This window comes from Silanimonas sp. (assembly GCF_027530345.1).
GTDB lineage: Bacteria > Pseudomonadota > Gammaproteobacteria > Xanthomonadales > Xanthomonadaceae > Silanimonas.
On record NZ_JAPZQK010000002.1, the window covers coordinates 66,368 to 88,497 of the forward strand.

At 67.7% G+C, this 22,130-nt stretch carries 16 protein-coding genes and 9 tRNA genes; 4 read left to right on the forward strand and 21 right to left on the reverse strand.

Features of this window, described 5'->3' with window-relative positions; all coding sequences use genetic code 11:
* The first annotated feature begins 25 nt into the window (after positions 1-25).
* On the forward strand, positions 26-2,914 hold the full coding sequence (locus tag O9255_RS00495) for an autotransporter outer membrane beta-barrel domain-containing protein (protein WP_297864869.1): 2,889 nt from the start codon (positions 26-28) through the stop codon (positions 2,912-2,914).
* A 13-nt stretch (positions 2,915-2,927) separates the two neighbouring features.
* Positions 2,928-3,632, forward strand: coding sequence for a protein phosphatase 2C domain-containing protein (locus O9255_RS00500; protein WP_297864870.1), 705 nt, complete (start codon positions 2,928-2,930; stop codon positions 3,630-3,632).
* A 3-nt stretch (positions 3,633-3,635) separates the two neighbouring features.
* On the opposite strand, the gene O9255_RS00505 is transcribed toward O9255_RS00500, so the two are convergent.
* From O9255_RS00505 to O9255_RS00520, 4 genes are read right to left on the reverse strand one after another with little or no spacing between them, the layout of a single operon-like run.
* Positions 3,636-5,123 carry a serine/threonine-protein kinase gene (locus O9255_RS00505; protein WP_297864871.1) on the reverse strand — a complete coding sequence of 496 codons (1,488 nt, stop codon included), beginning with the start codon at positions 5,121-5,123 and terminating at the stop codon, positions 3,636-3,638.
* On the reverse strand, positions 5,120-5,830 hold the full coding sequence (gene dnaQ / locus O9255_RS00510; protein WP_297864872.1) for a DNA polymerase III subunit epsilon: 711 nt from the start codon (positions 5,828-5,830) through the stop codon (positions 5,120-5,122). The genes O9255_RS00505 and dnaQ overlap by 4 nt, the downstream gene beginning before the upstream one ends.
* On the reverse strand, positions 5,827-6,276 hold the full coding sequence (gene rnhA / locus O9255_RS00515; protein ID WP_297864873.1) for a ribonuclease HI: 450 nt from the start codon (positions 6,274-6,276) through the stop codon (positions 5,827-5,829). The genes dnaQ and rnhA overlap by 4 nt, the downstream gene beginning before the upstream one ends.
* Positions 6,277-6,298: 22 nt before the next feature.
* Positions 6,299-6,979, reverse strand: a complete 681-nt coding sequence (locus O9255_RS00520; protein WP_297864874.1) for a methyltransferase domain-containing protein — start codon at positions 6,977-6,979, stop codon at positions 6,299-6,301.
* Positions 6,980-7,024: 45 nt separating this feature from the next.
* On the opposite strand from O9255_RS00520, the gene O9255_RS00525 reads away from it, so the two are divergent.
* The gene (locus O9255_RS00525) at positions 7,025-8,248 is read left to right on the forward strand and encodes a lytic transglycosylase domain-containing protein (RefSeq protein ID WP_297864875.1); all 1,224 of its coding nucleotides are present in this window, start codon (positions 7,025-7,027) and stop codon (positions 8,246-8,248) included.
* 81 nt (positions 8,249-8,329) lie between these two features.
* Complete coding sequence (locus tag O9255_RS00530) at positions 8,330-9,127, forward strand: enoyl-ACP reductase (protein WP_297864876.1); 798 nt, start codon at positions 8,330-8,332, stop codon at positions 9,125-9,127.
* Between the two features lie 135 nt (positions 9,128-9,262).
* Here the strand turns inward: O9255_RS00530 and O9255_RS00535 are convergent, their stop codons facing one another.
* The 17 genes from O9255_RS00535 to alaS form a co-directional block, all read right to left on the reverse strand.
* Positions 9,263-11,272: a peptidylprolyl isomerase gene (locus tag O9255_RS00535; protein ID WP_297864877.1), complete on the reverse strand. Its 2,010-nt coding sequence runs from the start codon at positions 11,270-11,272 to the stop codon at positions 9,263-9,265.
* A 69-nt stretch (positions 11,273-11,341) separates the two neighbouring features.
* Positions 11,342-11,418 (reverse strand) — tRNA-Asp (locus O9255_RS00540).
* A gap of 10 nt (positions 11,419-11,428) precedes the next feature.
* A tRNA-Val gene (locus O9255_RS00545) sits at positions 11,429-11,503 on the reverse strand.
* A 16-nt stretch (positions 11,504-11,519) separates the two neighbouring features.
* Positions 11,520-11,792, reverse strand: a complete 273-nt coding sequence (locus O9255_RS00550; RefSeq protein WP_297864878.1) for an HU family DNA-binding protein — start codon at positions 11,790-11,792, stop codon at positions 11,520-11,522.
* Between the two features lie 195 nt (positions 11,793-11,987).
* A complete protein-coding gene (gene lon / locus O9255_RS00555) occupies positions 11,988-14,453 on the reverse strand; it encodes an endopeptidase La (RefSeq protein WP_297864879.1) in 2,466 nt (821 codons plus the stop codon).
* A 123-nt stretch (positions 14,454-14,576) separates the two neighbouring features.
* On the reverse strand, positions 14,577-15,866 hold the full coding sequence (clpX, locus tag O9255_RS00560) for an ATP-dependent Clp protease ATP-binding subunit ClpX (RefSeq protein ID WP_297864880.1): 1,290 nt from the start codon (positions 15,864-15,866) through the stop codon (positions 14,577-14,579).
* A 106-nt stretch (positions 15,867-15,972) separates the two neighbouring features.
* Positions 15,973-16,596 (reverse strand): ATP-dependent Clp endopeptidase proteolytic subunit ClpP, encoded by a 624-nt coding sequence (gene clpP, locus O9255_RS00565; RefSeq protein ID WP_297864881.1) that lies wholly within the window; start codon positions 16,594-16,596, stop codon positions 15,973-15,975.
* Between the two features lie 18 nt (positions 16,597-16,614).
* Complete coding sequence (gene tig / locus O9255_RS00570) at positions 16,615-17,913, reverse strand: trigger factor (protein WP_297864882.1); 1,299 nt, start codon at positions 17,911-17,913, stop codon at positions 16,615-16,617.
* 103 nt (positions 17,914-18,016) lie between these two features.
* Positions 18,017-18,101: transfer RNA gene (locus O9255_RS00575), tRNA-Leu, on the reverse strand.
* Between the two features lie 34 nt (positions 18,102-18,135).
* Positions 18,136-18,211 (reverse strand) — tRNA-Lys (locus O9255_RS00580).
* 54 nt (positions 18,212-18,265) lie between these two features.
* A tRNA-His gene (locus O9255_RS00585) sits at positions 18,266-18,342 on the reverse strand.
* A gap of 11 nt (positions 18,343-18,353) precedes the next feature.
* Positions 18,354-18,430: transfer RNA gene (locus O9255_RS00590), tRNA-Arg, on the reverse strand.
* Positions 18,431-18,500: 70 nt separating this feature from the next.
* Positions 18,501-18,577, reverse strand: a tRNA-Pro gene (locus O9255_RS00595).
* A 119-nt stretch (positions 18,578-18,696) separates the two neighbouring features.
* Positions 18,697-18,773, reverse strand: a tRNA-Arg gene (locus tag O9255_RS00600).
* A 150-nt stretch (positions 18,774-18,923) separates the two neighbouring features.
* A tRNA-Ser gene (locus O9255_RS00605) sits at positions 18,924-19,016 on the reverse strand.
* Positions 19,017-19,058: 42 nt separating this feature from the next.
* Entirely contained in the window at positions 19,059-19,274 is a 216-nt protein-coding gene (csrA, locus tag O9255_RS00610) for a carbon storage regulator CsrA (RefSeq protein ID WP_297864883.1), read from the reverse strand.
* A gap of 180 nt (positions 19,275-19,454) precedes the next feature.
* The gene (gene alaS / locus O9255_RS00615; RefSeq protein WP_297864884.1) at positions 19,455-22,109 is read right to left on the reverse strand and encodes an alanine--tRNA ligase; all 2,655 of its coding nucleotides are present in this window, start codon (positions 22,107-22,109) and stop codon (positions 19,455-19,457) included.
* Positions 22,110-22,130 lie beyond the last annotated feature (21 nt).

Below are 22,130 nucleotides of genomic sequence, written 5' to 3' on the forward strand. Positions count from 1 at the left end.
GTGGCCAGCCCCCGGGGAGTCTTCGATGACCAGTTCCGCGTTGCTTGGCCGCTGCGTGCGGCTGTTCGCCTTTGCCGCTCTGGCGATGCTCGCGCAGCCGGCGCTCGCGACGATCAACTGCGAGATCACGCCCAACGGCGTGACCACGCTGGTCGCGAACACCGGCGACAGCCTTAGCGTCGACTACACGGTCGGCGGCGGCGGCTGCGGCACCGCGATCACCACAACGACGTCGATCGTCACCGACACCACCGGAGGCAACGTCTCCCCACCGTCGGAGACGAACCTGCCCGGCTCGCGGAACTCGTTGATCAACGTCGGCCCTGTCGCCGGAACGATGGTGGTGCGCATCGAGTGCACGGCGGGCTGTTTCGGGTCGCCGGCGAACTTCATCATCAACTACACCATCACCGCGACGGTGCCGGTCATCCGCAACCTCAGCCCCGTCGGGCCTGTGAGCTTCGACGCGGAGGGGGGCACGTCCACCATCGTCCGGGTAACCGCTGACGACAGCGGAACGCCCGCGAGCACGACGATCGTGTGGTTCGCAAGCGGCCCGGTGACGCTGTCTTCCACCTCGACGAACACGGATGCCACCGGCAACGCGAGCGTGGTCGCCACCTTCGGGCCGGGCACGGGTGCGGCCACCATCTCCGCCAGTCGTGTCGACAACTCCGACTTCTTCATCAACTACACCATCAATGTGCAGCCACCGACGGTGCGCACGATCGTCCCGGTGAACGGCAACAACCAGAGGGGCCCGACCCGCACGGCGGCCTCCAACCCGCTCGTCGTCGAGGCCCGCGACAACGGCGTCGCCGCGGCGGGCGTGGGACTGAACTGGGCCGTCGTGTCGGGCGACGCCGCGATCACGACGGCGGACGCCGTGACCGGCGCCGCCGGGCAAGGCCAGGCGACGGTGCGTTTCGGCGCCGCGCCTGGACCCATCGTGGTGCGGGTGAGCCGTACCGATGACCCCACGGCCAATGCCACGTTCTCGCTGACCTCGACGCTGACGCGGACGATGGTGTCGGTCTCCGGCAACAACCAGAACGCGCCGACGCGCACGGCCTTGCCCAACCCACTGGTGGTCGAAGCGCGCGACAACGGCATCGCCGCTCCGGGCATCGGCATCACCTGGACCGTCGTATCCGGTGACGCCACGCTGTCATCCCCGATCCCGGCCACCGATGCCGCAGGACGCGCTCAAGCGGGACTGCAGCTCGGCGCCACGCCCGGAGCGATCGTCGTCCGCGCGGCACGCGCCGACGACACCAGCGCCACCGTCGACTTCGCGGTGACCTCAACCTTCGTGCGCACCCTCGCCCTCGTGTCCGGCGGCGACCAGCAGGGCATTCCCGGCCTACCGCTGCCGAACCCGATCGTCATCGAGGTGCGGGGCAACGGCCAACCGGAACAGGGCGTGATGGTGGACATCCGGGTGGACGGCGATGCGACGGTCGCCGGCGACGGTGGCCCCATGGCGAAAATCACCAAGGTCACCGGGGCCGACGGCCGCGTCAGTGCCGTGGTCACATTGGGCCCGAACAGCAGTGGCGTCGTCAGCATCCAAGCCAGCGTTCCCGCCACGCCGGGCCTGAGCACCACGGTGGCGGCCACCGCGAACAACCTCGAGAACCTGCCGGGCCTCACGGGCCCGGAACGCGAACTCGGCGGCGTGATCCAGGACGCCTGCGCGGCCATCGCGCGCATTCCCGTCGCGCAGCGCACCGCCGAACAGAGCGACCTGCTCGCGCGCTGCCAGAGCTTCGCCGGCGCCAATCCCGGCCAGATCGCCGACGCCCTCGACCAGTTGCTGCCCGACACCACGCTGGCCATGGTGAACGTCGCGCTGCAGGCCGGACAGGCGCAGCTCGACAATCTCAAGGCGCGCATCGCCGCCCTGCGATCGGGCACCCAGGGCAGTGCGTTCGGCGGCTTGGCGCTGGCCTCGCCGGCCGGCGCGATCCCCGTCACGAGCTTCGTCGGGAAGGCGCTGAATGCCGACCAGACCACCGAAGCCGGTGCCGGATTCGACCGCTGGGGCTACTTCGTCTCCGGCACGATCGGCCGCGGCGAGTCCGAGGCCGGTCGTCGCACGCCGGCCTACGATTTCGACATCAACGGCCTGACCGCCGGCGTCGATTACCGCTTCAACGACGGTTTCGTGGCCGGTGCGTCGCTCGGCTACACCAAGCAGGACACCGAGCTGGCCAGTGGCGAAGGCAACGTCGATGCAGACGGCTACAGCCTGTCGGCCTACGCCACGTTCTACCGTGACGAGAGCTGGTACACGGATGCCGTCCTGACCTGGGGCCGCAACGACTACGAGACCCTGCGCCGCATCCGCTACACGCTGACCGGCCCGGGCGGCAGCAGCACCATCGACCAGACCGCCCGCGGACGCCTCGACGGCGACCTGCTCTCCGTGGCCAGCACGGTGGGCCGCGATTACCAGGCCGGCACCTGGAACATCGGGCCCTATGGCCGACTGCTGTATTCGCGCATCGATTTCGACGCCGGCCGCGAGGTGATCGGCAGCGGCGCAGGCAGCGGCCTCGCGCTGGAGATCTTCCCCGGCACCCACACCTCGCTGGCGAGCGTCATCGGCACGAAGTTCAGCACGGCGCTCAGCCGCGACTGGGGCATCCTGATGCCGCACCTGCAGGTCGAGTGGGAGCACGAGTACCGCGACGACCCGCAGCGCGTCGGTGCCCGCTTCCTCGCCGACCCGAGCGCCACGCGCTTCAGCATCGAAGGGGAGCCGATCGACAGCAGCTTCTTCCGCATCGGCGGCGGCCTGTCGGTGCTGTTCGCCGGTGGGCGCTCCGGTTTCGTCTACGTGGAACGGGTGATCGGCAAGTCCGGTTTCACCCAGACCAATCTCGCGCTGGGCATCCGTGGCGAGTTCTGAGTAGGATCTGGCGATGATCGAATTCGGCCACCTTAGCCACGTCGGCCTCCGCCGCGAACTCAACGAGGACACCTACTACGGCGACGCCGAGTTGGGACTCTGGCTGGTGGCCGATGGCATGGGCGGGCACGACTCCGGCGAAGTGGCCAGTGCCCTCGCGCGCGATGCCATCGTCCGCGAGGTGCGCGCCGGCAAGTCGCTGGCCGAGGCCATTCTTCGCGCCAACGAGGACATCATCCGGCAGTCGAAGCGGCGCAACGAAAGCATGCCGATGGGCACCACCGTGGTGGCCGTTCGCGTGGCGCCGAACCATCGCTTCGAACTGGCCTGGGTGGGCGATTCCCGCGCCTACCTGTGGAACGGCAAGCTGCAGCAGGTCTCCTCCGACCACAGCTATGTGCAGGAGCTGATCGACCAAGGGCAACTCACGCCGGAGCAGGCGCGCAGCCATCCCTACCGCAACGTCGTCACCAAGGCGCTCGGCGTCACCGAGCCGGACAAGCTCAACGTCGAGACGGTGGCCGGCGAGCTGCGCCCGGGCATGGCCATCCTGCTGTGCAGCGACGGCCTGACGGAGGAAGTCGACGACGGCATGATCGCCAAGGCGGTCGCGCAGAAGGACATCAGTGCGCAGGAATGCGTCGACCACCTGATCGCCGCCGCACTCGACGGCGGCGGCAGCGACAACGTCACCGCGGTGCTGCTGCGCCGCGCCTGAGGCTCAGAGGCCGCGCTGGGCCGCTTCAGCGGTTTCCTTCAGCTTGAGCAGCTCGGGGTCGTCGGGCAGGGCTTCCAAGCCGTAACCCGCGACCGTCGCGCAGCCGATCCAACGCTCGGCAGCGCAGAGCTTGGTGGCCGAATCCCGGTAGTAGGCCGCCACCGCCGCAACACCAGCGATCGCCGCTGGGTTGGTCGGATCCGCCGAGAGCACACTCTGGAACTTGCCAAGCGCCGTGTCCTCGTGACCGCGGAGGCCAACGCCCTCGCTCCCCACCACTTGGGTGCCCTGCTGGAGGTACGCCTCCGCCTGCCGCAGCGCCAGATCCATCTCGTCCGCACTCATCGTCGCGGCTGCCACGCCCGTCTCGCCCGGCGTCTCGAAGGTCGCCACGCCCGGGCCCGCCACCGGCTGCTCCGAGACCAGCGTCGGCAACAAGGTGGGCTCGGCCGAGCGCCACGGCGCCCACAGCAGCACGCCCACAACAGCGGTCGCCACGACGCCCAAGCCGATGCGCAGGGGCCAAGGGTTCGACGCCTCATCCGTGCCCGCCTGCTTCGCGGCCTTGTCGCTGACGCGCGTGCGCTGCTGCGTGGCCGCCGGCGCCGAGCGCGCCATGCCCTCGCGCGCTTCGAACGCCTGCACGTCGACGGCGCCCGGCGGGGCCGTCGGCAGCATGCGCTGCACCGCAGCGATCACCGCGGCGCCGGTGTTGTAGCGCTCGCCGGCCATCTTCGACATCAGGCCGTTGAGCAGCGGCTGCAACCACGCGTGCTGCGGCGGTAGGGTAGGGATGGGCTCGGTGATGTGGGAGAGCGCCACGGAGAAAGCGTCGGGCGCCTCGTAAGGCGGGCGGCCCGTGAGCATCTCGTACAGCATCACGCCGAGGCTGTAGAGGTCGGAGCGGCCGTCCACGGGTTCGCCGCGCGCCTGCTCGGGACTCATGTAATCCGGCGTACCGACGGACATGCCCGCCATCGTCGAACTGGTGCCGCCATCCATCGCCTTGGCGATGCCGAAATCGGCCAGCACGGCGCGGCCGTCCTTGCGGAACAGCACGTTGCCCGGCTTGACGTCGCGATGCACCACGCCCTTCTCGTGCGCGTAGTCGAGGCCATGCGCAATGTCGGAAAGCACATTGAGGGCCTCGCCCACCGACAGCCCCTCGTCGGTGATCCGTTCCTTCAGCGTGCCGCGCGGGATGAACTCCGCCGAGAGGTAGTAGATGCCGTTGTGCATGCCGATGTCGTGGATGGTCACGACGTTCGGGTGCTGCAGCTTGGCGGTGAGCTTGCCTTCCTTCAGGAAGCGCTCGGCGAACTCGGGGTTGGCGGCGAGCGCCGGTGCCATCACCTTCAGTGCGACTTCGCGATCCAGCGACTCCTGCACGGCGAGGAACACCGAGGCCATGCCGCCCTGCCCCAGCGTGCGCAGGATGCGGTAGCCGGGAATAGCGATGTCCACCGCCTGCAGCAGCACCGTCGAATTCATGCCTCGCTCCCCCAGAGCACCGTGCCGCCGGCCTTCTTCGCGATGCCCGCCATGCGGGCCGCATGCGCCTCGGCTTCCTCGGGGAGGATGCCCCGGCGCACCACGGCCGCCAAGGGGCGAAGCGCGGTTTCCGCGGCACGGGACGTCCCGTTTTCGCCGGCGTCGGCGCCGAGCGAGAACTCGCCCTGACCGGAGGTCATCGTGAGGTAAACATCGGCCAGCAGCTCGGCATCGAGCAGCGCGCCGTGGAGCGTGCGATGGCCGTTGTCGACGCCGAGGCGCTTGCACAGTGCATCGAGCGAATGGCGCTGGCCGGGGAAACGCTGCTTCGACAGCGCCAGCGTGTCGAGCACGCCGATCACGTGATCGTCGATGCGGCCGTATTCCGGGCCCAACCGCGCCAGTTCGGCGTTCAAGAAGCCGACGTCGAAGGCCGCGTTGTGGATCACCAGTTCCGAACCGCGGATGAAGTCGAGGAACTCCTGCGCCACCTCGTGGAAGAGCGGCTTGTCGCGGAGGAAATCCCAGGTGAGGCCGGTGACCTCGGCCGCGCCCGGCTCCATCTCGCGCTCGGGATTGAGGTAGCGCTGGAAATGCCGCCGCGTGGGGCGGCGCTCCATCAGCTCGACGCAGCCGATCTCGACGATGCGGTTGCCCTTTTCCCAGGACAGGCCGGTCGTCTCGGTGTCGAGGATGACCTGCCTCACGCCGTGGCCCCGCTGCGATAGCGCTCGGCCTGCGTGCGAGCCAACACGTCCACGCGCTCGTTGTCGACGTGGCCGGCATGGCCCTTCACCCACGTCCAGGTCATGCGGTGCTGCGCCGCCGCGGCATCCAAGCGTTGCCAGAGGTCCTGGTTCTTCACCGCGCCGCCGCCTGCCGTCTTCCAACCCTTGCGCTTCCAGCCCGGCATCCACTCGCTGATGCCCTGAAGCACGTACTTGGAATCGCTGTGCAGCACGACCGCGCAAGGCTCCTTCAGCGCCTCGAGTGCAGCGATCGCGCCCATCAGCTCCATCCGGTTGTTGGTGGTCTGCGCCTCGCCGCCGGCGAGCTCGCGCTCGGTACCGTTGAAGCGCAGCAGTGCGGCCCAGCCGCCCGGCCCCGGGTTACCGAGGCAGGCACCGTCGGTATGGATTTCGATCGACTTCATGGCCCGATGATACGGGCCCGGCTCAGGCGGCCGGTACCCCGGGGGAGGCGCGCCAGGCTGCGGCGGGACGGCGCAGGGGCGTCAGACCAATATCGCGGCGCACCGCCAGCAGGGCCCAAGCCACGCGCCCCCAGTCCATGCGCGCCGGCACGGGGGCCACATCGAGGGCGGCCGGCCGCCAACGCGGCCCAAGCGTGCGCTGCGCCACGACGTCGAGCCCCTCGCCGCGCAGCAGATCGACGATACGAGAGCACGGCAAGGCCCGCACGCCATGCCGCGCCCAGCGCAGCCGGGCCAAGCCCCACGGGTTCAGGCCGAACACCAGCAGTCGCCCATCCGGACGCAGGACCCGCGCGCACTCCGAGACCAGACGCTCGGGCGAGGGCACCGACTCGAGGACGAAGCGCAGGTCGATCCGGCTCACCGCGGCGCTGGCCATCGGCAACGTGTGCAGGTCAGAGCGCCAGGCCCCTTGCCACCGGCCCGCGTCGGGGGCCAGCGTCCACGTCTCCGCGAAGCAGGCGGCGGGCTCTGGGACCAGCCAGTCCAGTTCGGGAAGCATCCGCAGCGACACCTGTCCGCCGCCATCGGCGCCGTGTTCGGTCCAGGCGGATTGCGCGCCGAGCAGCAAGCCCCGGGCGGGGGGATCGGCCAGCCAGCGGTTCAGGGCTTCGGCTTGACGGGGGAGTTGGAGGGCCGGCATGGTCGCGATTGTGCGGCAAAGGGCCGCGTGCCCGATGTTGAGCCCGTGCCCCTGCCCTCCCGACCTGCCCGCCTGATCCGTCACGCCTTGGCCGCCTTGGCCCTTTGCGGGCTCGCCGCGGGCTGCACGACACTGCCGGCCCCGGCGCCTCCCGGGCCGCCCGACCCCGTCGCCGTCGAGGAGCCAAGCGAGCCGCTGCAGCTCGCTCCGCCCCCGCCGCGCCGGGCCGCTGCCCCGCAGCCCGAGGCCGAACCCGCTCGCCCCGCCCGGATCGCCGACGGCCGCGTGCTGTTCGAGCGCTTGGCGGAATCCTTCGCCCCGCCGGTCTGCGTGCGCGGCGACCACAACCGCCAGTGGCGCCGGCGCTATGCCGGACATCCCGCCAGCTTCGAGCGTCAGTTGCGCGAAGCGCTGCCGCTGATGGCCTATGTCGTCGAAGCCGTCGAAGCCCGCAAGCTCCCCGGGGAGTTCGCGCTGATTCCGATCGTGGAGAGCGGCTATCGCCCGGAAGCCCGCGGCCCGGGGGGCCCGACCGGGCTGTGGCAGATGATCGGCAGCACGGCGCGCAACCACGGCGTGCAGGTGGGGCGCGGCTACGACGGCCGCCTGTCGCCGGTCGACGCTACCGACGCCGCGCTCGATTACCTCGCCGCCCTCCACGCCGAGTTCGGCGATTGGCGGGCAACGGCCATGGCCTACAACGCTGGAGAGGGACGGCTCCGCCGCGCGTTCGCCCGCGACGGCGCATCGCGGGTTTCGGGCGAGCGCCGGCTCCCCGCCGGCCTGTCGAGCGTCACCTACGCCTACGTCGCGAAGCTCCACGCCCTGGCCTGCCTGATCGCCGAACCCACCCGTCACGGCCTGACCCTGCCCGTCGACGCCTTCACCCCGCTCGAAGTGCGCCGCGCACCGGACGGTGCAACCCGCTTGGATGCCGTGGCCCGCGCTTGGGGCACCGCACCCGAAACCCTCGCCCGCTGGAATCCGGCCTACCGCTCGGGCATCGGCCGGTCGGGCGCCCCGCGCCGCCTGCTCGTCCCGGTGGGCTCCGCCGTCGCGATGGCGCCGATCGCCTCGTCGTCCGCGCCCTTCGCCGGGAACGAGGAAGCGCCGGCCGAGGCGCCGCTCGAGCACACCGTCCGTTCCGGCGAAACGCTCTGGCGCATCGCCCGCCGCTACGGCACGACAGTGCGCGCCCTCGCCGCATTCAACGGCATCGACGCGGCGCGCCCGCTGCGCATCGGGCGAACCCTGCGCATTCCAGACTGAGGCGTACAGTTGGCGCGGCCCTCGCGCGTCGTCACACTGTCGCGCTGCGGCGTCGTCGACGCCTGACCATCCGGAGGTTCCATGGGTTTCCTTGCGGGCAAGCGCGCCCTCATCACCGGCATCGCCAGCCAGCGCTCGATCGCGAACGGCATCGCCGAGGCCATGCGTCGCGAAGGCGCCGAGCTGGCCTTCACCTACCAGAACGAGAAGCTGAAATCGCGCGTCGAGGACGCCGCCGCCGAATACGGCTCGAATATCGTCATCCCGCTCGACGTCGCCGACGACGCGCAGATCGCCGCTTGCATGGCCGAGCTCGGCAAGCACTGGGACGGTTTCGACATCCTCGTGCACTCGATCGGTTTCGCCCCGCGCGAAGCGCTGGACGGCGGCTACCTCGACCACCTGACGCGCGAGAACTTCCGCATCGCCCACGACATCTCGGCGTATTCGCTGTCGGCGCTGGCGCAGGCCGCGCGTCCGATGATGGCGAACCGCCAATCGGCCATCCTCACGCTCAGCTACCTCGGCGCCGAGCGCGCGCTCGCGAGCTACAACGTGATGGGCGTGGCCAAGGCCGCGCTCGAAGCCAGCGTCCGCTACCTCGCGCTGAACCTCGGCCCGGAAGGCATCCGCGTGAACTGCATCTCTGCCGGCCCGATCAAGACGCTCGCCGCGTCCGGCGTCGGCAATCTGCGCAAGATGCTGAAGCACGTCGAGGAGGTCGCCCCGATCCGCCGCAACGTCACCATCGAGGACGTCGGCAACGCCGCCGCCTTCCTGTGCTCCGACCTCGCGGCCGGCATCACCGGCGAAGTCACCTACGTGGATGGCGGCTACAGCATCCTCGGCATGGCCGGGCTGGACAGCGACAGCCACTGAGTCCCGTCGGCATCGCGGGCGCAGGCGGCACGCCGCCCCGGCGCAGCAACGGAAAAGCCCGGCTTTCGCCGGGCTTTTCCGTTTCCTGGAGGGACCGCCGGGAATCGTTTCGCGGGCGGCCGGGGCCGCCCCGAATCAAAGGCGCTCTTCGGCAACCGTGACCTCAAACTGGCCGCGCAGTGCCTTCACGAAGGCCTGGCGCTCCATGTCGCCGCGCATCTGCGCAAGCTGCGCGCGGATCTGCGAGCGCACATCCGGCGTCAGCGTGCTGGTGTCACCCGGCGTCACCTTCGTCGCCACAACGAGGGCGAAACGGCCGCCGCTCAATTCAGCCAACCCGACATCCGCGGGCTTGCCCGCTTCGATCGGGAGCAGGCGGAACGCTTCGGTCGCGATCGCCGGGTCCGGGAAGCCGGCCTGGCGCGCAACACCATTGCTGTCCTGCGGCACGATGCCGAGTTCAGTCGCCAGCGCCTCGAGGGTCTCGCCCTTGCGCGCACGCTCCAGCAGGGCTTCCGCGCGCTCGCGGGCCGCGGTGGCCAAGCGGTCGGCTTGCAGATCGGCCTGCACCTGGTCACGGACCTCGGCGAGTGGGCGCAGCGCCGACGGCGCATGCTCGGTCACCTGCAGCACGACGACCTGGTTCGGGCCGATCTCGATCGGATCGCTGACGAGGCGATCGTCCTTCTGCGAGCGCGAGAACGCGGCCGCGCGCACCGCCTCGATCGCCGCCACGCCGTCACCTCCGGCGCGGGTGAACGGCTCGGTCGCCTTGACCTCGACCTCCATCGCGCGCGCGACGGCCGGCAGCGAGTTCGGCTCGCGCAGGATCGCGTCGATCAGCGTGCCGCTCTTCTCGTTGAACAGGCGCTCGCGCTCCGATTCGCCGAACTCCGCGGCGAGCTGGTCGCGCACGGCCTCGAACGGCTGCTGCGAACCCGCCACCAGCTGCGTCAGCTTGATCACGTGCCAGCCCGCGTCGGTGCGAACCGGATCGCTCACGCCGCCCTCGGCCAAGGCATACACCGCATCCTCAAGGGGCTTCGGATAGAGGCCCGGCGCATCCTCGGTCGAACGGGCGATCGTGCCCAAATCGCCGCCCAGATCCTTCGAGCCGAGGTCCTCGCTGTTCGCCGCGGCCAGGGCCGCGAAATCAGCGCCTTCCGCACGCGCCTGTTCAGCGATAGCCGCTGCCTTCGCACGCGCGGCCTCGATGGCCGCGTCGTCCGCATCCGCTGGGAGAGCGACGAGGATGTGCGCAGCGACGCGCTCCTCCTCGGTGCCGAAACGGCCCTTCTCGCTCTCGTAGCGATCGCGGAGGTCCTGCTCCGTCGGTTCGGAAGCCACGGCAATGCTCGCGACGTCCAACTCGAGGTAGGAGATCGTGACGGTCTCCTCGGTGCTGTAGCGCTCCGCATTGGCCGAATGCCATTCCGCGAGGGCGGCATCATTGGTGGCGTCCGCTGGCAGCGCCGGCGGCGGGATCTCGACGAAACGCAGATCGCGGGTTTCCTGCTGAAGCTTCAGCAGGCTCTCCAGTTCGGCATCACCCACGAGGCCGCTCTCGGCGACGGCGTTGGGCAGGGTGGACGTCGTCAGCTGGCGGGCGATCAGGGCTTCGAAACCCGCCGCGGTCAGGCCGCGCGACTGCAGCCAGATCTTGTAGGCGTCCTCGCCGATGAACTCGCCGTCCTGCGTGATGCCGTCGATCTCGAGGATGGCCTTGCGGATCTGCGAGGCATCCACCGCCACGCCGTCGCGCTGTGCCGCGATCTCGAGGATCTTCTCGTCGACGAGGCCGTCCAGCACGAGACGCTTGGTCTCGATGCTTTCCACCTGTTCGGCGTCATAGGCGTCGCCGGCACGCGCGCGCACTTGCTCGCGATAGCGATCGAAGCGTTCGCGGAATTCCGCCTGCGAGATCTCGACGCTGTCCCAGACGAAGGCACGGGCGAGACGGCCCGTCGCGCCATCCGAAGGGGCATCGCGCCACCAGGTCGGCGGCGATTCGATCTTCGCGGAATAGGTATCGATGCGGGTCTGGAAATACTGCTCGATGCCGAAGAACGCCATGGCGAAGATGATCAGGCCGATGACGACCCAAGCGAACCAACCCGACGTGTGTTCACGGATTCTTTCCAACATGGTGAGCGCAGGCTCCAACGCGAGGTCTGGAAAAAACAAAGGCGCCTTGCGGCGCCTTTGAGTAGAAAGTGGCGGAGTGGACGGGACTCGAACCCGCGACCCCCGGCGTGACAGGCCGGTATTCTAACCGACTGAACTACCACTCCGCCGAAAACTTGGTGGGTGCTGAGGGTTTCGAACCCCCGACCCTCGCCTTGTAAGGGCGACGCTCTACCGCTGAGCTAAGCACCCTAGGCGAGCGAGGACGTTAGTTTACTGCATCCTTCAGCGCTTTGCCAGCCTTGAATGCAGGCGACTTCGAGGCCTTGATCTTGATGGTCGCGCCGGTCTGCGGATTGCGGCCCTGACGGGCGGCGCGCTTGCGGACGGCGAAGGTGCCGAAGCCGACCAGCGTCACGGTGTCGCCCTTCTTCAGCGCCTTCTTGATGGTCTCGACCACGGCGTCGACGGCGCGACCGGCATCGGCCTTCGACAGCTCGGCGGCATCAGCGACAGCGTTGACAAAATCAGACTTGTTCATTCTTGACTCCCTGGGCGGGCTTCCCCGCGGATGTGTTCTGCCGGCGCACCGTCCTGCGGGCGCCAGCGGCATTCAGCCCGCCGGTGCGTGGACCGGGGCTGCGTGCCGTTATACCAGCGGCATTTCAGCGTCGCAACAAGCCAAACGCAGCAACGGCGCGGCTTGCAGCGATTCCAGTCGCGCGCGTTTTCGCGGTCAGTGCGCCCGTCCGGCGTCGGCTCCGCCGTCGTCGGCCTTGACCTTTTCCTTGGTGGTCTCGGCCGTGGCGGGCGCCTCCTCCTTGGCCGCGGCGGCGACGGGAACTAGCGGGCGCTCCAACACCACGTCGAGCACCTCGTCGATCCACTTTGCGGGGATGATTTCGAGACCCTGCAGCACCGACTTCGGCAGGTCGACGAGATCCTTGCGGTTCTCATCCGGGATCACCACGGTGCGGATGCCGCCACGCAGCGCCGCGAGCAGCTTCTCCTTGAGGCCGCCGATCGGCAGCACGCGCCCGCGCAACGTGATCTCGCCGGTCATGGCCACGTCGGCGCGCACGGGCACCTTGGTCAGCGCCGAGACGAGCGCGGTGACCATGCCGATGCCGGCGCTCGGACCGTCCTTCGGCGTCGCGCCTTCGGGCACATGCACATGGGTGTCGAACTTCTGGTGGAAGTCCGGGTCGATGCCGAATGCGGCGCTGCGCGAACGCACGACGGTGTACGCCGCCTTGGCCGATTCCTGCATCACGTCCCCGAGCTGTCCGGTGAGCAGCAGCGCGCCCTTGCCCGGCGACAGGCTGGCTTCGATCTGCAGCAGGTCGCCGCCGACTTCCGTCCACGCGAGTCCGGTGACGAGGCCGACCTCGTTCTGCGCTTCGGCACGACCGAAGTCGTACTTGCGCACGCCGAGGTATTTGTCGAGGTTCTTCGCATTGACCTGGATGGCCTTGCGTGCCGCCGCCTTGCCCGTCTTCTTCGAAACCGGCATCGGGCCCGCGAGTGCAATCTCCTTCACCACCTTGCGGCAGATCTTCGCGACTTCGCGCTCGAGGCTGCGCACGCCGGACTCACGCGTGTAGTAGCGCACTACGTCCTGCAGCGCCGATTCCGCCACCACCAGCTCGCCGTCCTTCAGGCCATTGGCCTTCAGCTGCTTCGGCAGCAGGTAGCGCGTCGCGATGTTGAGCTTCTCCTCCTCGGTGTAGCCGGGGATGCGGATGATCTCCATGCGGTCGAGCAGCGGGCCGGGGATATTCAGCGAGTTCGACGTGGCGACGAACATCACCTCGGAGAGGTCGAGATCGACCTCGAGGTAGTGGTCGTTGAAGCTGTGGTTCTGCTCGGGGTCGAGCACTTCCAGCAACGCCGAAGACGGGTCGCCGCGGAAGTCCATCGACATCTTGTCGATCTCGTCGAGCACGAACAGCGGGTTCTTCGAACCGACCTTGTTGAGGTTCTGCACGATCCGTCCGGGCATGGAACCAATGTACGTGCGACGGTGGCCGCGGATCTCGGCCTCGTCGCGCACGCCGCCCAGCGACATGCGCACGAACTTGCGGTTCGTCGCCTTTGCGATGCTCTGGCCCAGCGAAGTCTTGCCCACGCCCGGCGGGCCCACGAGGCACAGGATCGGTCCCTTCATCTTCGACACGCGCGACTGCACCGCGAGGTACTCGAGGATGCGGTCCTTCACCTTCTCCAGGCCGAAGTGGTCGGCATCCAGCACCTGCTGCGCGGCCTTCAGGTCCTTGCGCACCTTGCTGCGCTTCTTCCACGGCACGCCGACCAGCCAGTCGATGTAGTTGCGCACGACAGTGGCTTCCGCCGACATCGGCGACATCTGTTTGAGCTTGTTGAGCTCGGCCTTGGCCTTGGCCTCGACGGGCTTGGGCATGCCGGCGTTGGCGATCCTCTTCGCCAGCTCGTCCACCTCGTTCGTGCCTTCCTCGCCATCCCCCAGCTCTTTCTGGATGGCCTTCATCTGCTCGTTGAGGTAGTACTCGCGCTGGCTCTTCTCCATCTGCGACTTCACGCGGCCGCGGATGCGCTTCTCGATGTGCTGCACGTCGATCTCGCCTTCGACGAGGCCGATCAGCATCTCGATGCGTTCCATGACCTTCGCGGTCTCGAGCACCTTCTGCTTGTCGACGAGGCGCGCGCTGACGTGCGCGGCTACCGTGTCGGCGAAGCGCTCCGGATCATCGATGCCCGACAGCGTCGTCATCAATTCCGGCGGCAGCTTGCGGTTGGTCTTCAGGTACTGCTCGAACAGGGCGAGCAGCGAGCGCCGGGCCACATCGGCCTCGCGTTCGTCATCGCCAGCGATCGACTCGGTCACCACGCCGCGGCCCATCAACGCGCCCTCGACATCGCGCACGTCGCTCACCTTGAAGCGCGACACGCCTTCGACGAGCACCTTGATGGTGCCGTCGGGCAGCTTCAGCAACTGCAGCACGGTGGCGAGTGTACCGATGCGGTAGAGGTCGCTGCCGGCGGGGTCGTCGGTCTCGGGGCTGGTCTGCGCCAGCAGCAGGATCTGCTTGTCGGCGGCCATGGCCACGTCGAGCGCCTTGATCGACTTGTCGCGCCCGACGAACAGCGGGATGACCATGTGCGGATACACCACCACGTCGCGCAGCGGCAGGATCGGCAGGTCGTGAGTGGATTCGCGGCTCATGTCAGGCTCCTTGCGGCCGGTGTCGGCCCATGGACGCAGGATGGGGACGCCCTGCCCCGGAAACAACAAGCCCCGCCTCGGAAACCGGGCGGGGCTTGCTGGTATTCATGTTGGCGCCCGAACTCAGTCGCCGGAAGCGGCACGTTGCGGTGCCGGTGCCGGGGTGGTGTAGATCAGGTACGGCTCGGTCTTGTGCTCGATCACCGACTCGTCGACCACGACCTTGCTGACGTTCTCTTTCGAGGGGAGCTCGTACATCGTGTCGAGGAGCACCGACTCCAGGATCGTCCGCAGGCCACGGGCACCGGTCTTGCGCTTCAGCGCCTTGCGGGCCACGGCAGCCAAGGCGTCCGGGCGGATCTCCAGCTCGACGCCTTCCATGTCGAACAGCTTCTTGAACTGCTTGGCGATAGCGTTCTTCGGCTCGGTGAGGATCTTCACCAGCGCGGCTTCGTCCAGCTCCTCCAGCGTCGCGACCACCGGCAGGCGGCCGACGAACTCGGGGATCAGGCCGAACTTGATCAGGTCTTCCGGCTCGACCTCGGCCATCAGCTTGCCGGCGTCAGCCTTGTTGGACTGGCTCTTCACCTTGGCCGAGAAGCCGATGCCGCCGGCCTCCGTGCTGCGCTGCTGGATCACCTTCTCGATGCCCGCGAAAGCGCCGCCGCAGATGAACAGGATGTTGCGCGTGTCGACCTGCAGGAACTCCTGCTGCGGGTGCTTGCGGCCACCCTGCGGCGGAACGCTGGCGACCGTGCCTTCGATCAGCTTCAGCAGGGCCTGCTGCACGCCTTCGCCCGACACGTCGCGGGTGATCGACGGGTTCTCGCTCTTGCGCGAGATCTTGTCGATCTCATCGATATAGACGATGCCCTGCTGCGCCTTCTCGACGTCGTAGTCGCACTTCTGCAGCAGCTTCTGGATGATGTTCTCGACGTCCTCGCCGACGTAGCCGGCTTCGGTGAGCGTCGTGGCATCGGCCATCGTGAACGGCACGTTGAGCAGGCGCGCCAGCGTCTCGGCCAGCAGCGTCTTGCCCGAACCGGTCGGACCGATCAGCAGGATGTTGGACTTCGCCAGCTCGACGTCGTCGCCCTTCTGGCGTGATTCGATGCGCTTGTAGTGGTTGTACACCGCGACGGCGAGGGTCTTCTTCGCGCGCGGCTGGCCGACCACGTACTGGTCGAGCACTTCGAGGATTTCCTTCGGCTTCGGCAGGTGGCTGCGCGCCGCCTGCGACTTGTCCTCGAGTTCCTCGCGGATGATGTCGTTGCAGAGCTCGACGCATTCATCGCAGATGAACACGCTGGGGCCTGCGATCAATTTCCGCACCTCGTGCTGGCTCTTTCCGCAGAAGGAGCAGTAGAGGATCTTGGAACTGTCGGCGGGGCGGCTGGGTCGGTCGTCGGTCATTTCTTGGGAAACCCGGGGGCAGCGGTCTCGGCCCGAGAATAGCACCGGCACCCCGGAGCGGAAGCCCCGGGGTGCTGGCGTGGCGTGAAGGGGAAAACGGCGGCGTTCAGCCGGCCTGCACCGTGTCGTCCGGACGGCGCTCGAGCACGGCGTCGATCAGGCCGTAGGTCTTCGACTCTTCCGCGTTCATGAACAGGTCGCGCTCGAGGTCCTTCTCGATCTGTTCCACCGACTTGCCGGTGTTGGCAGCGTACTCGCGGGCCAGCTTCTCGCGGAGATACAGGATCTCCTTGGCCTGGATGGCGATATCGGTCGCCTGGCCCTGCGCGCCGCCCGAGGGCTGGTGGATCATCACGCGGGAGTTCGGCAGGGCGTAGCGCTTGCCCTTGGCGCCGGCGGCAAGCAGGAACGAGCCCATGGAGCAGGCCTGGCCGACGCAAATGGTGCTCACGTCCGGCTTGATGAAGCGCATGGTGTCGTAGATCGCCAGGCCGGCGGTGACGACGCCGCCCGGCGAGTTGATGTACAGGCTGATGTCCTTCTCGGGGTTCTCGGCCTCGAGGAACAGCAGCTGGGCGACCACGACGTTCGCCATGTAGTCGTCGATGGGGCCGACCAGGAAGATCACCCGCTCCTTCAGGAGGCGCGAGTAGATGTCGTACGCGCGCTCGCCGCGGGCGGTCTGTTCGACCACCATCGGGACGAGGTTGAGGCTCTTGGTCGGTTCCATGGGGCGCTCCGGTTCGGTTTAGGCGTTCGGGCGCAGCGCGTCGGTGAAGGACATCGCCACGTCGGTCGCCTGCGCACGCTCGGCGATCCAGTCGATCACCTGCTCTTCCATCACGCGCGCCTGCAGGCCCTGCATCAGATTGGGGTCGTTGCGGTAAAGATCAACCACCTGCTGCGGATCCTCGTAGGTCGAGGCGATCAGGTTGATGGCTTCGTTCACGCGCTTCGGTTCAAGGCGCAGGTTGTTGCGCTTGGCCACTTCGCCGACGATCAGGCCGGCCGAAACGCGGTTGCGCGCGGCGGCCATGAACGGGGCATGGTCGACCTGGCCGACGTTCTGGCCCTGGCGGCGGGCATTCTCGGCGGCCTGGGCGGCCATCGAGCGGGCCTCGGCCTCGATCAGGCGGGGCGGCAGTTCGATGTGGGCGTAGGCGGCGACCAGCTTCTGGGCCACCTCCGAGCGCAGGCGGGCCGACAACGCGCCCTTCAGCTCGCGCTGCAAGTTGCTGCGCACTTCATCGCGGAACTTGTCGAGCTTGCCGGACTTGACGCCGAAGCTCTTGATGAAAGCCTCATCGATCGCCGGCAGGTTCTGCTCGGAAACCTTGGCCGCCTTGACGTTGACCTGCGCGGTCTTGCCGGCGAGCTCGGCGACGCGCCAGTCACCCGGGAAAGTGACGTCGACGGTCTTTTCCTCGCCGGCCGACAGGCCGACCAGGGCCTGCTCGATCGCCGGGAACAGCATGTTGCTGCCGACGACGGTCACGCCGCGCTCGACACCTTCTTCAGGCAGGCGCTTGCCATCGACCATGGCGAAGTTCTCGACGTTGACGAGATCACCGGCCTGCGCGGCCCGCTCGACGACGTTCCACGAACGGCGCTGCTGGCGCAGCGTCTCGATCATGTTGTCGATGTCGGTGTCTTCGACCGACGCGGCGGCCCGCTGGATCGCCAGCGTGGTGATGTCGATGTCGCCGAAGTCCGGCGCCACTTCGAAGGTGGCCGTATAGCGGATTTCTTCCGCGACGCCGCCTTCGGCGTTGATCTCGGGCTGGCCCACCGGCTGCAGGTTCTGCTGGCGCAGGGCCTCGCCGAAGGTGTCGCGCACGACATCCGAATAAGCCTCCGAACGCACCTGCGAGCCGAAGCGCTGCTCGATGACCTTCGCGGGGACCTTGCCCGGGCGGAAGCCGTTCATGCGCACCGTGCGCGAGAGCTCGCGAAGGCGGTTGCCCACGGCGCTCTCGAGGCGCTCGGCCGGGACGCTGACCGAAAGCTTGCGCCCCAGGCTGCCGATGGATTCAACGGAAACGTGCATGGTGACTCCTGAAATGTCGCGTGTTGTGCCGCGCTCGTCGCGCGCGCTGGAAACGAAAAAACCCGCGGAGTCAGGCCTCAAATCCTCCGCACCGGATGCTGCTTGGTGCGAAAGGAGAGACTCGAACTCTCACGGGTTGCCCCACTGGAACCTAAATCCAGCGCGTCTACCAATTTCGCCACTCTCGCAGGCTTTGGAGCAGGCGAAGCGGCGTTCGAGGTTTGGTGGGCCGTCTAGGATTCGAACCTAGGACCTACGGATTAAGAGTCCGCTGCTCTACCAACTGAGCTAACGGCCCGGAAACCTCGTCGCCGACGCGACTGCGAAGGCGAATTATGCCCTACTGAAGGGCTGGGGTGGAAGACGGGATTTGAACCCGCGACCCCTGGAATCACAATCCAGTGCTCTAACCAACTGAGCTACATCCACCACATTGAAACTGGCGCGCCCGGCAGGAATCGAACCTGCAACCGCCGGCTTAGAAGGCCGGTGCTCTATCCGATTGAGCTACGGGCGCTCAGAAACGGATGGACCCACCGGACCCGACGCCGGGGCATCAGCTTATCGACACCACCAGACCACGCAACTGGTCGGGGCAGAGGGATTCGAACCCCCGACATCCAGCTCCCAAAGCTGGCGCTCTACCAGACTGAGCTATACCCCGGCTTTGAAGCGGTCGGGCGAAGAACGACTGCCACGCGAATTGTGTTGGACCACTGGATCGACGCGATGCCGCGTCTCTCCTCCGAACAAAAAAGGTGCCGAAGCACCTTGTTTGATCGATGGCGCGCCCGGAAGGATTCGAACCTCCGACCCCCAAGTTCGTAGCCTGGTGCTCTATCCAACTGAGCTACGGGCGCGTAGAAGTGAAATTATGCGGAGTGGATGTCGGGACGTCAAGCCCCGGAACCCACTTTTCTGAACCACCACCGCGACGCATGCGATTGATGCAAACGCGCGGGCGATCTATTCCCGCCAGACGAAGACGCCGCCCGAGGGCGGCATCGACGTGGCGGAGTGAGAGGGATTCGAACCCTCGATAGAGCTTTTGACCCTATACTCCCTTAGCAGGGGAGCCCCTTCGGCCTCTCGGGCATCACTCCGTCGACCCGCACCTCATCGGCGCGGGCGCAAAGAGTAACGGCTCACGCCTCTCCGGGCAAATCTTCTTTGCCTCTGGATGGCCCTTTGCCGGCTTCGTCGCGCTGGATGCGCTGGAAAATCTCTTCGCGATGCACCGCAACTTCCTTCGGGGCGGTGATGCCGATGCGCACCTGATTGCCCTTGACGCCGAGGACCGTCACGGTCACGGAATCGCCGATCATCAGGGTTTCACCGACCCGCCTGGTCAAAATCAACATACGCGTGTTCCTCGTCCGGGGTTCTTCCTACACCGGACCGCGGCGGCATCCGAGCCCACCGCAGCCTGATCGGCTCTGCACGACGCACCGCACAGACCACCGATACTAGGCGCGCTGGACTTCACGCGCAACGCGCCAGGGCCTTGGAAAAGGCAAGCTCCGTCAGCATCCGCCGCACGCTCAGGCACCGAGCTTGCTGGCTACCCAGCCTGGAACCGCCGCGAGTGCCGCGACCAAGGCGTCGCCGTCATTGCCACCGCCCTGCGCCATGTCGGGACGCCCGCCGCCCTTGCCGCCCACCTGTTGCGCCACGTGCGAGAGCAGGTCGCCAGCCTTGACCTTGGCGAGCGCGGCGCCGTGGCTGCCGGCGATCAGGCTGGCCTTGCCATCGTTGGCCGCAGCGAGGATGACGACGACGTCGCCGAGCTTCTGCTTGATGTTGTCGACGGCATCGCGCAGCCCCTTGGCGTCGAAACCTTCAAGGCGCGCAGCAACCACCTTGACGCCCCCGACGTCGACAGCCTGCGACGCGAGATCCGCACTGGCGCCTGCCGCCGCCTTGGCCTTGAACGACTCGATCTCGCGCTCGAGTTTCTTCTGGCGATCGAGCAGGCCGCGCAGCTTGTCGAGCAGATCGGACGCACGACCGCCGACGAGATCGGCCGCCTGCTCCAGCACCGCGTCCTGCGCTGCGATCTCGGCCAGCGCACCGCGCCCTGTAACCGCCTCGATGCGGCGCACGCCGGCGGCGACCCCGCTCTCCGAAACAATCTTGAACAGGCCGATGTCGCCGGTGCGATGCACGTGGGTGCCGCCGCAGAGCTCGGTCGAGAATTCACCCATGCGCAGCACGCGCACGCGCTCACCGTACTTCTCGCCGAAAAGCGCCATCGCGCCGAAATCGAGCGCTTCCTGCATGCCCATGTGGTGCACTTCCGCCTCGGCGTTGCGGCGAACTTCGGCGTTCACCATCGACTCGATGGTGGCGAGCTGCTGGGGCGTGACGGCGGAGAAGTGCGAGAAGTCGAAGCGCAGACGGTCCGGGGCAACCAGTGAGCCCTTCTGCGTGACGTGCTCGCCCAGCACCGTGCGAAGGGCCGCATGCAACAGGTGGGTGGCCGAGTGGTTAAGCACGACGTCCTGGCGGCGCTCATCGTCCACGCGGGCCGACACGCGATCACCGATCGCGAGCCCACCGGCGCTGACACGGCCGAGGTGCGCATGGAACTGGCCCGCGAGCTTCAGCGTGTCCTGCACCTCGAAGGCATCGGCGCGCGCATCGATGAGACGGCCGGTATCGCCGACCTGGCCGCCCGACTCGGCGTAGAAGCTGGTCTTGTCGAGGACGACCACGCCCTCCTCGCCCGAGGCGATGCGCTCGACCGGCTTGCCGTCGCGCAGCAGCGCGACGACGCGGCAATCTTCGGCCTCGACCGATTCGTAACCGAGGAACTGCGTGGGATTCAGCTTGGCGATGAGCTCGGCCGGCATGACGATGCCACCACCGAACTTGCCGGCGGCGCGGGCGCGCTCGCGCTGCTCGTTCATGCGCTGCTCGTAGACCGACATGGCATCGGCAGCGGGCGACAAGCTGCGCTCGCGCAGGATGTCGAGGATGAGATCGGGCGGGCAGCCGTAGGTGTCGTGCAGTTGGAAGAGTGACTCGCCGTCGAGCACTACGCCAGCCTTCGACAGGGTGGCATCGAGGCGTTGCATGCCGGCATCAAGCGTGGTGGCGAACGCGGCCTCCTCGGCCTTCAACGCCGCTTCCACCGTGCCCTGCTGCGCCTTGAGCTCCGGATAGGCCTCGCCCATGGCCTCGACCAGCGGCTGGACCATGCGCCAGAACACGCCCTCGGGCTTCAGCGCGCCAAGCTTCCACACGTGGCGGGTGGCGCGGCGGATGATGCGGCGGAGCACGTAGCCGCGGCCCTCGTTCGACGGCAGCACGCCGTCGACGATCAGGAAGCTGGCGGCGCGGATGTGGTCGGCGATGACGCGCAGCGACTTGTGCTCGAGATCCTTCGTGTCCGTCAGCGCCGCAGCGGCCTTGATCAGGTGCTGGAACAGGTCGATCTCGTAATTGCTGTGCACGTGCTGCAGCACGGCCGCGAGGCGCTCGAGGCCCATGCCGGTGTCGACGCAGGGCGCCGGCAGCGGCAGCAGGCTGCCGTCGGGCTGGCGATCGAACTGCATGAAGACGTTGTTCCAGATCTCGATGAAGCGGTCGCCGTCTTCATCCGGCGAGCCCGGGGGGCCGCCCGCGATGTGGGCGCCATGGTCGTAGAAGATCTCGGTGCAGGGGCCGCAGGGGCCGGTGTCGGCCATCTGCCAGAAGTTGTCGCTGGCGTAGGGCGCGCCCTTGTTGTCGCCGATGCGGATGATCCGCTCGGCCGGGATGCCGACCGTCTGGTTCCAGATGGCAAAGGCTTCGTCGTCGGTGTGGTAGATCGTGACGAGCAGGCGGTCCTTCGGGAGCTTCCAGACTTCGGTCAGCAGTTCCCACGCCCAGCAGATGGCGTCCTTCTTAAAGTAGTCGCCGAAGCTGAAGTTGCCCAGCATCTCGAAGAAGGTGTGGTGGCGGGCGGTGTAGCCGACCTGGTCGAGGTCGTTGTGCTTGCCGCCGGCGCGCACGCAACGCTGCGAGGACACGGCGCGGGTGTAGCTGCGCTTCTCGGCGCCAAGGAACACGTCCTTGAACTGCACCATGCCGGCATTCGTGAACAGCAGGGTGGCGTCGTTGCCCGGGACGAGCGGGCTGGACGGGACGATCGTGTGGCCCTTCGACTGGAAGAACTCGAGGAAGTCGCGGCGGATCTCGGCGCTGGTTTTCATGCGGAACCTGAAGGCGGGTCG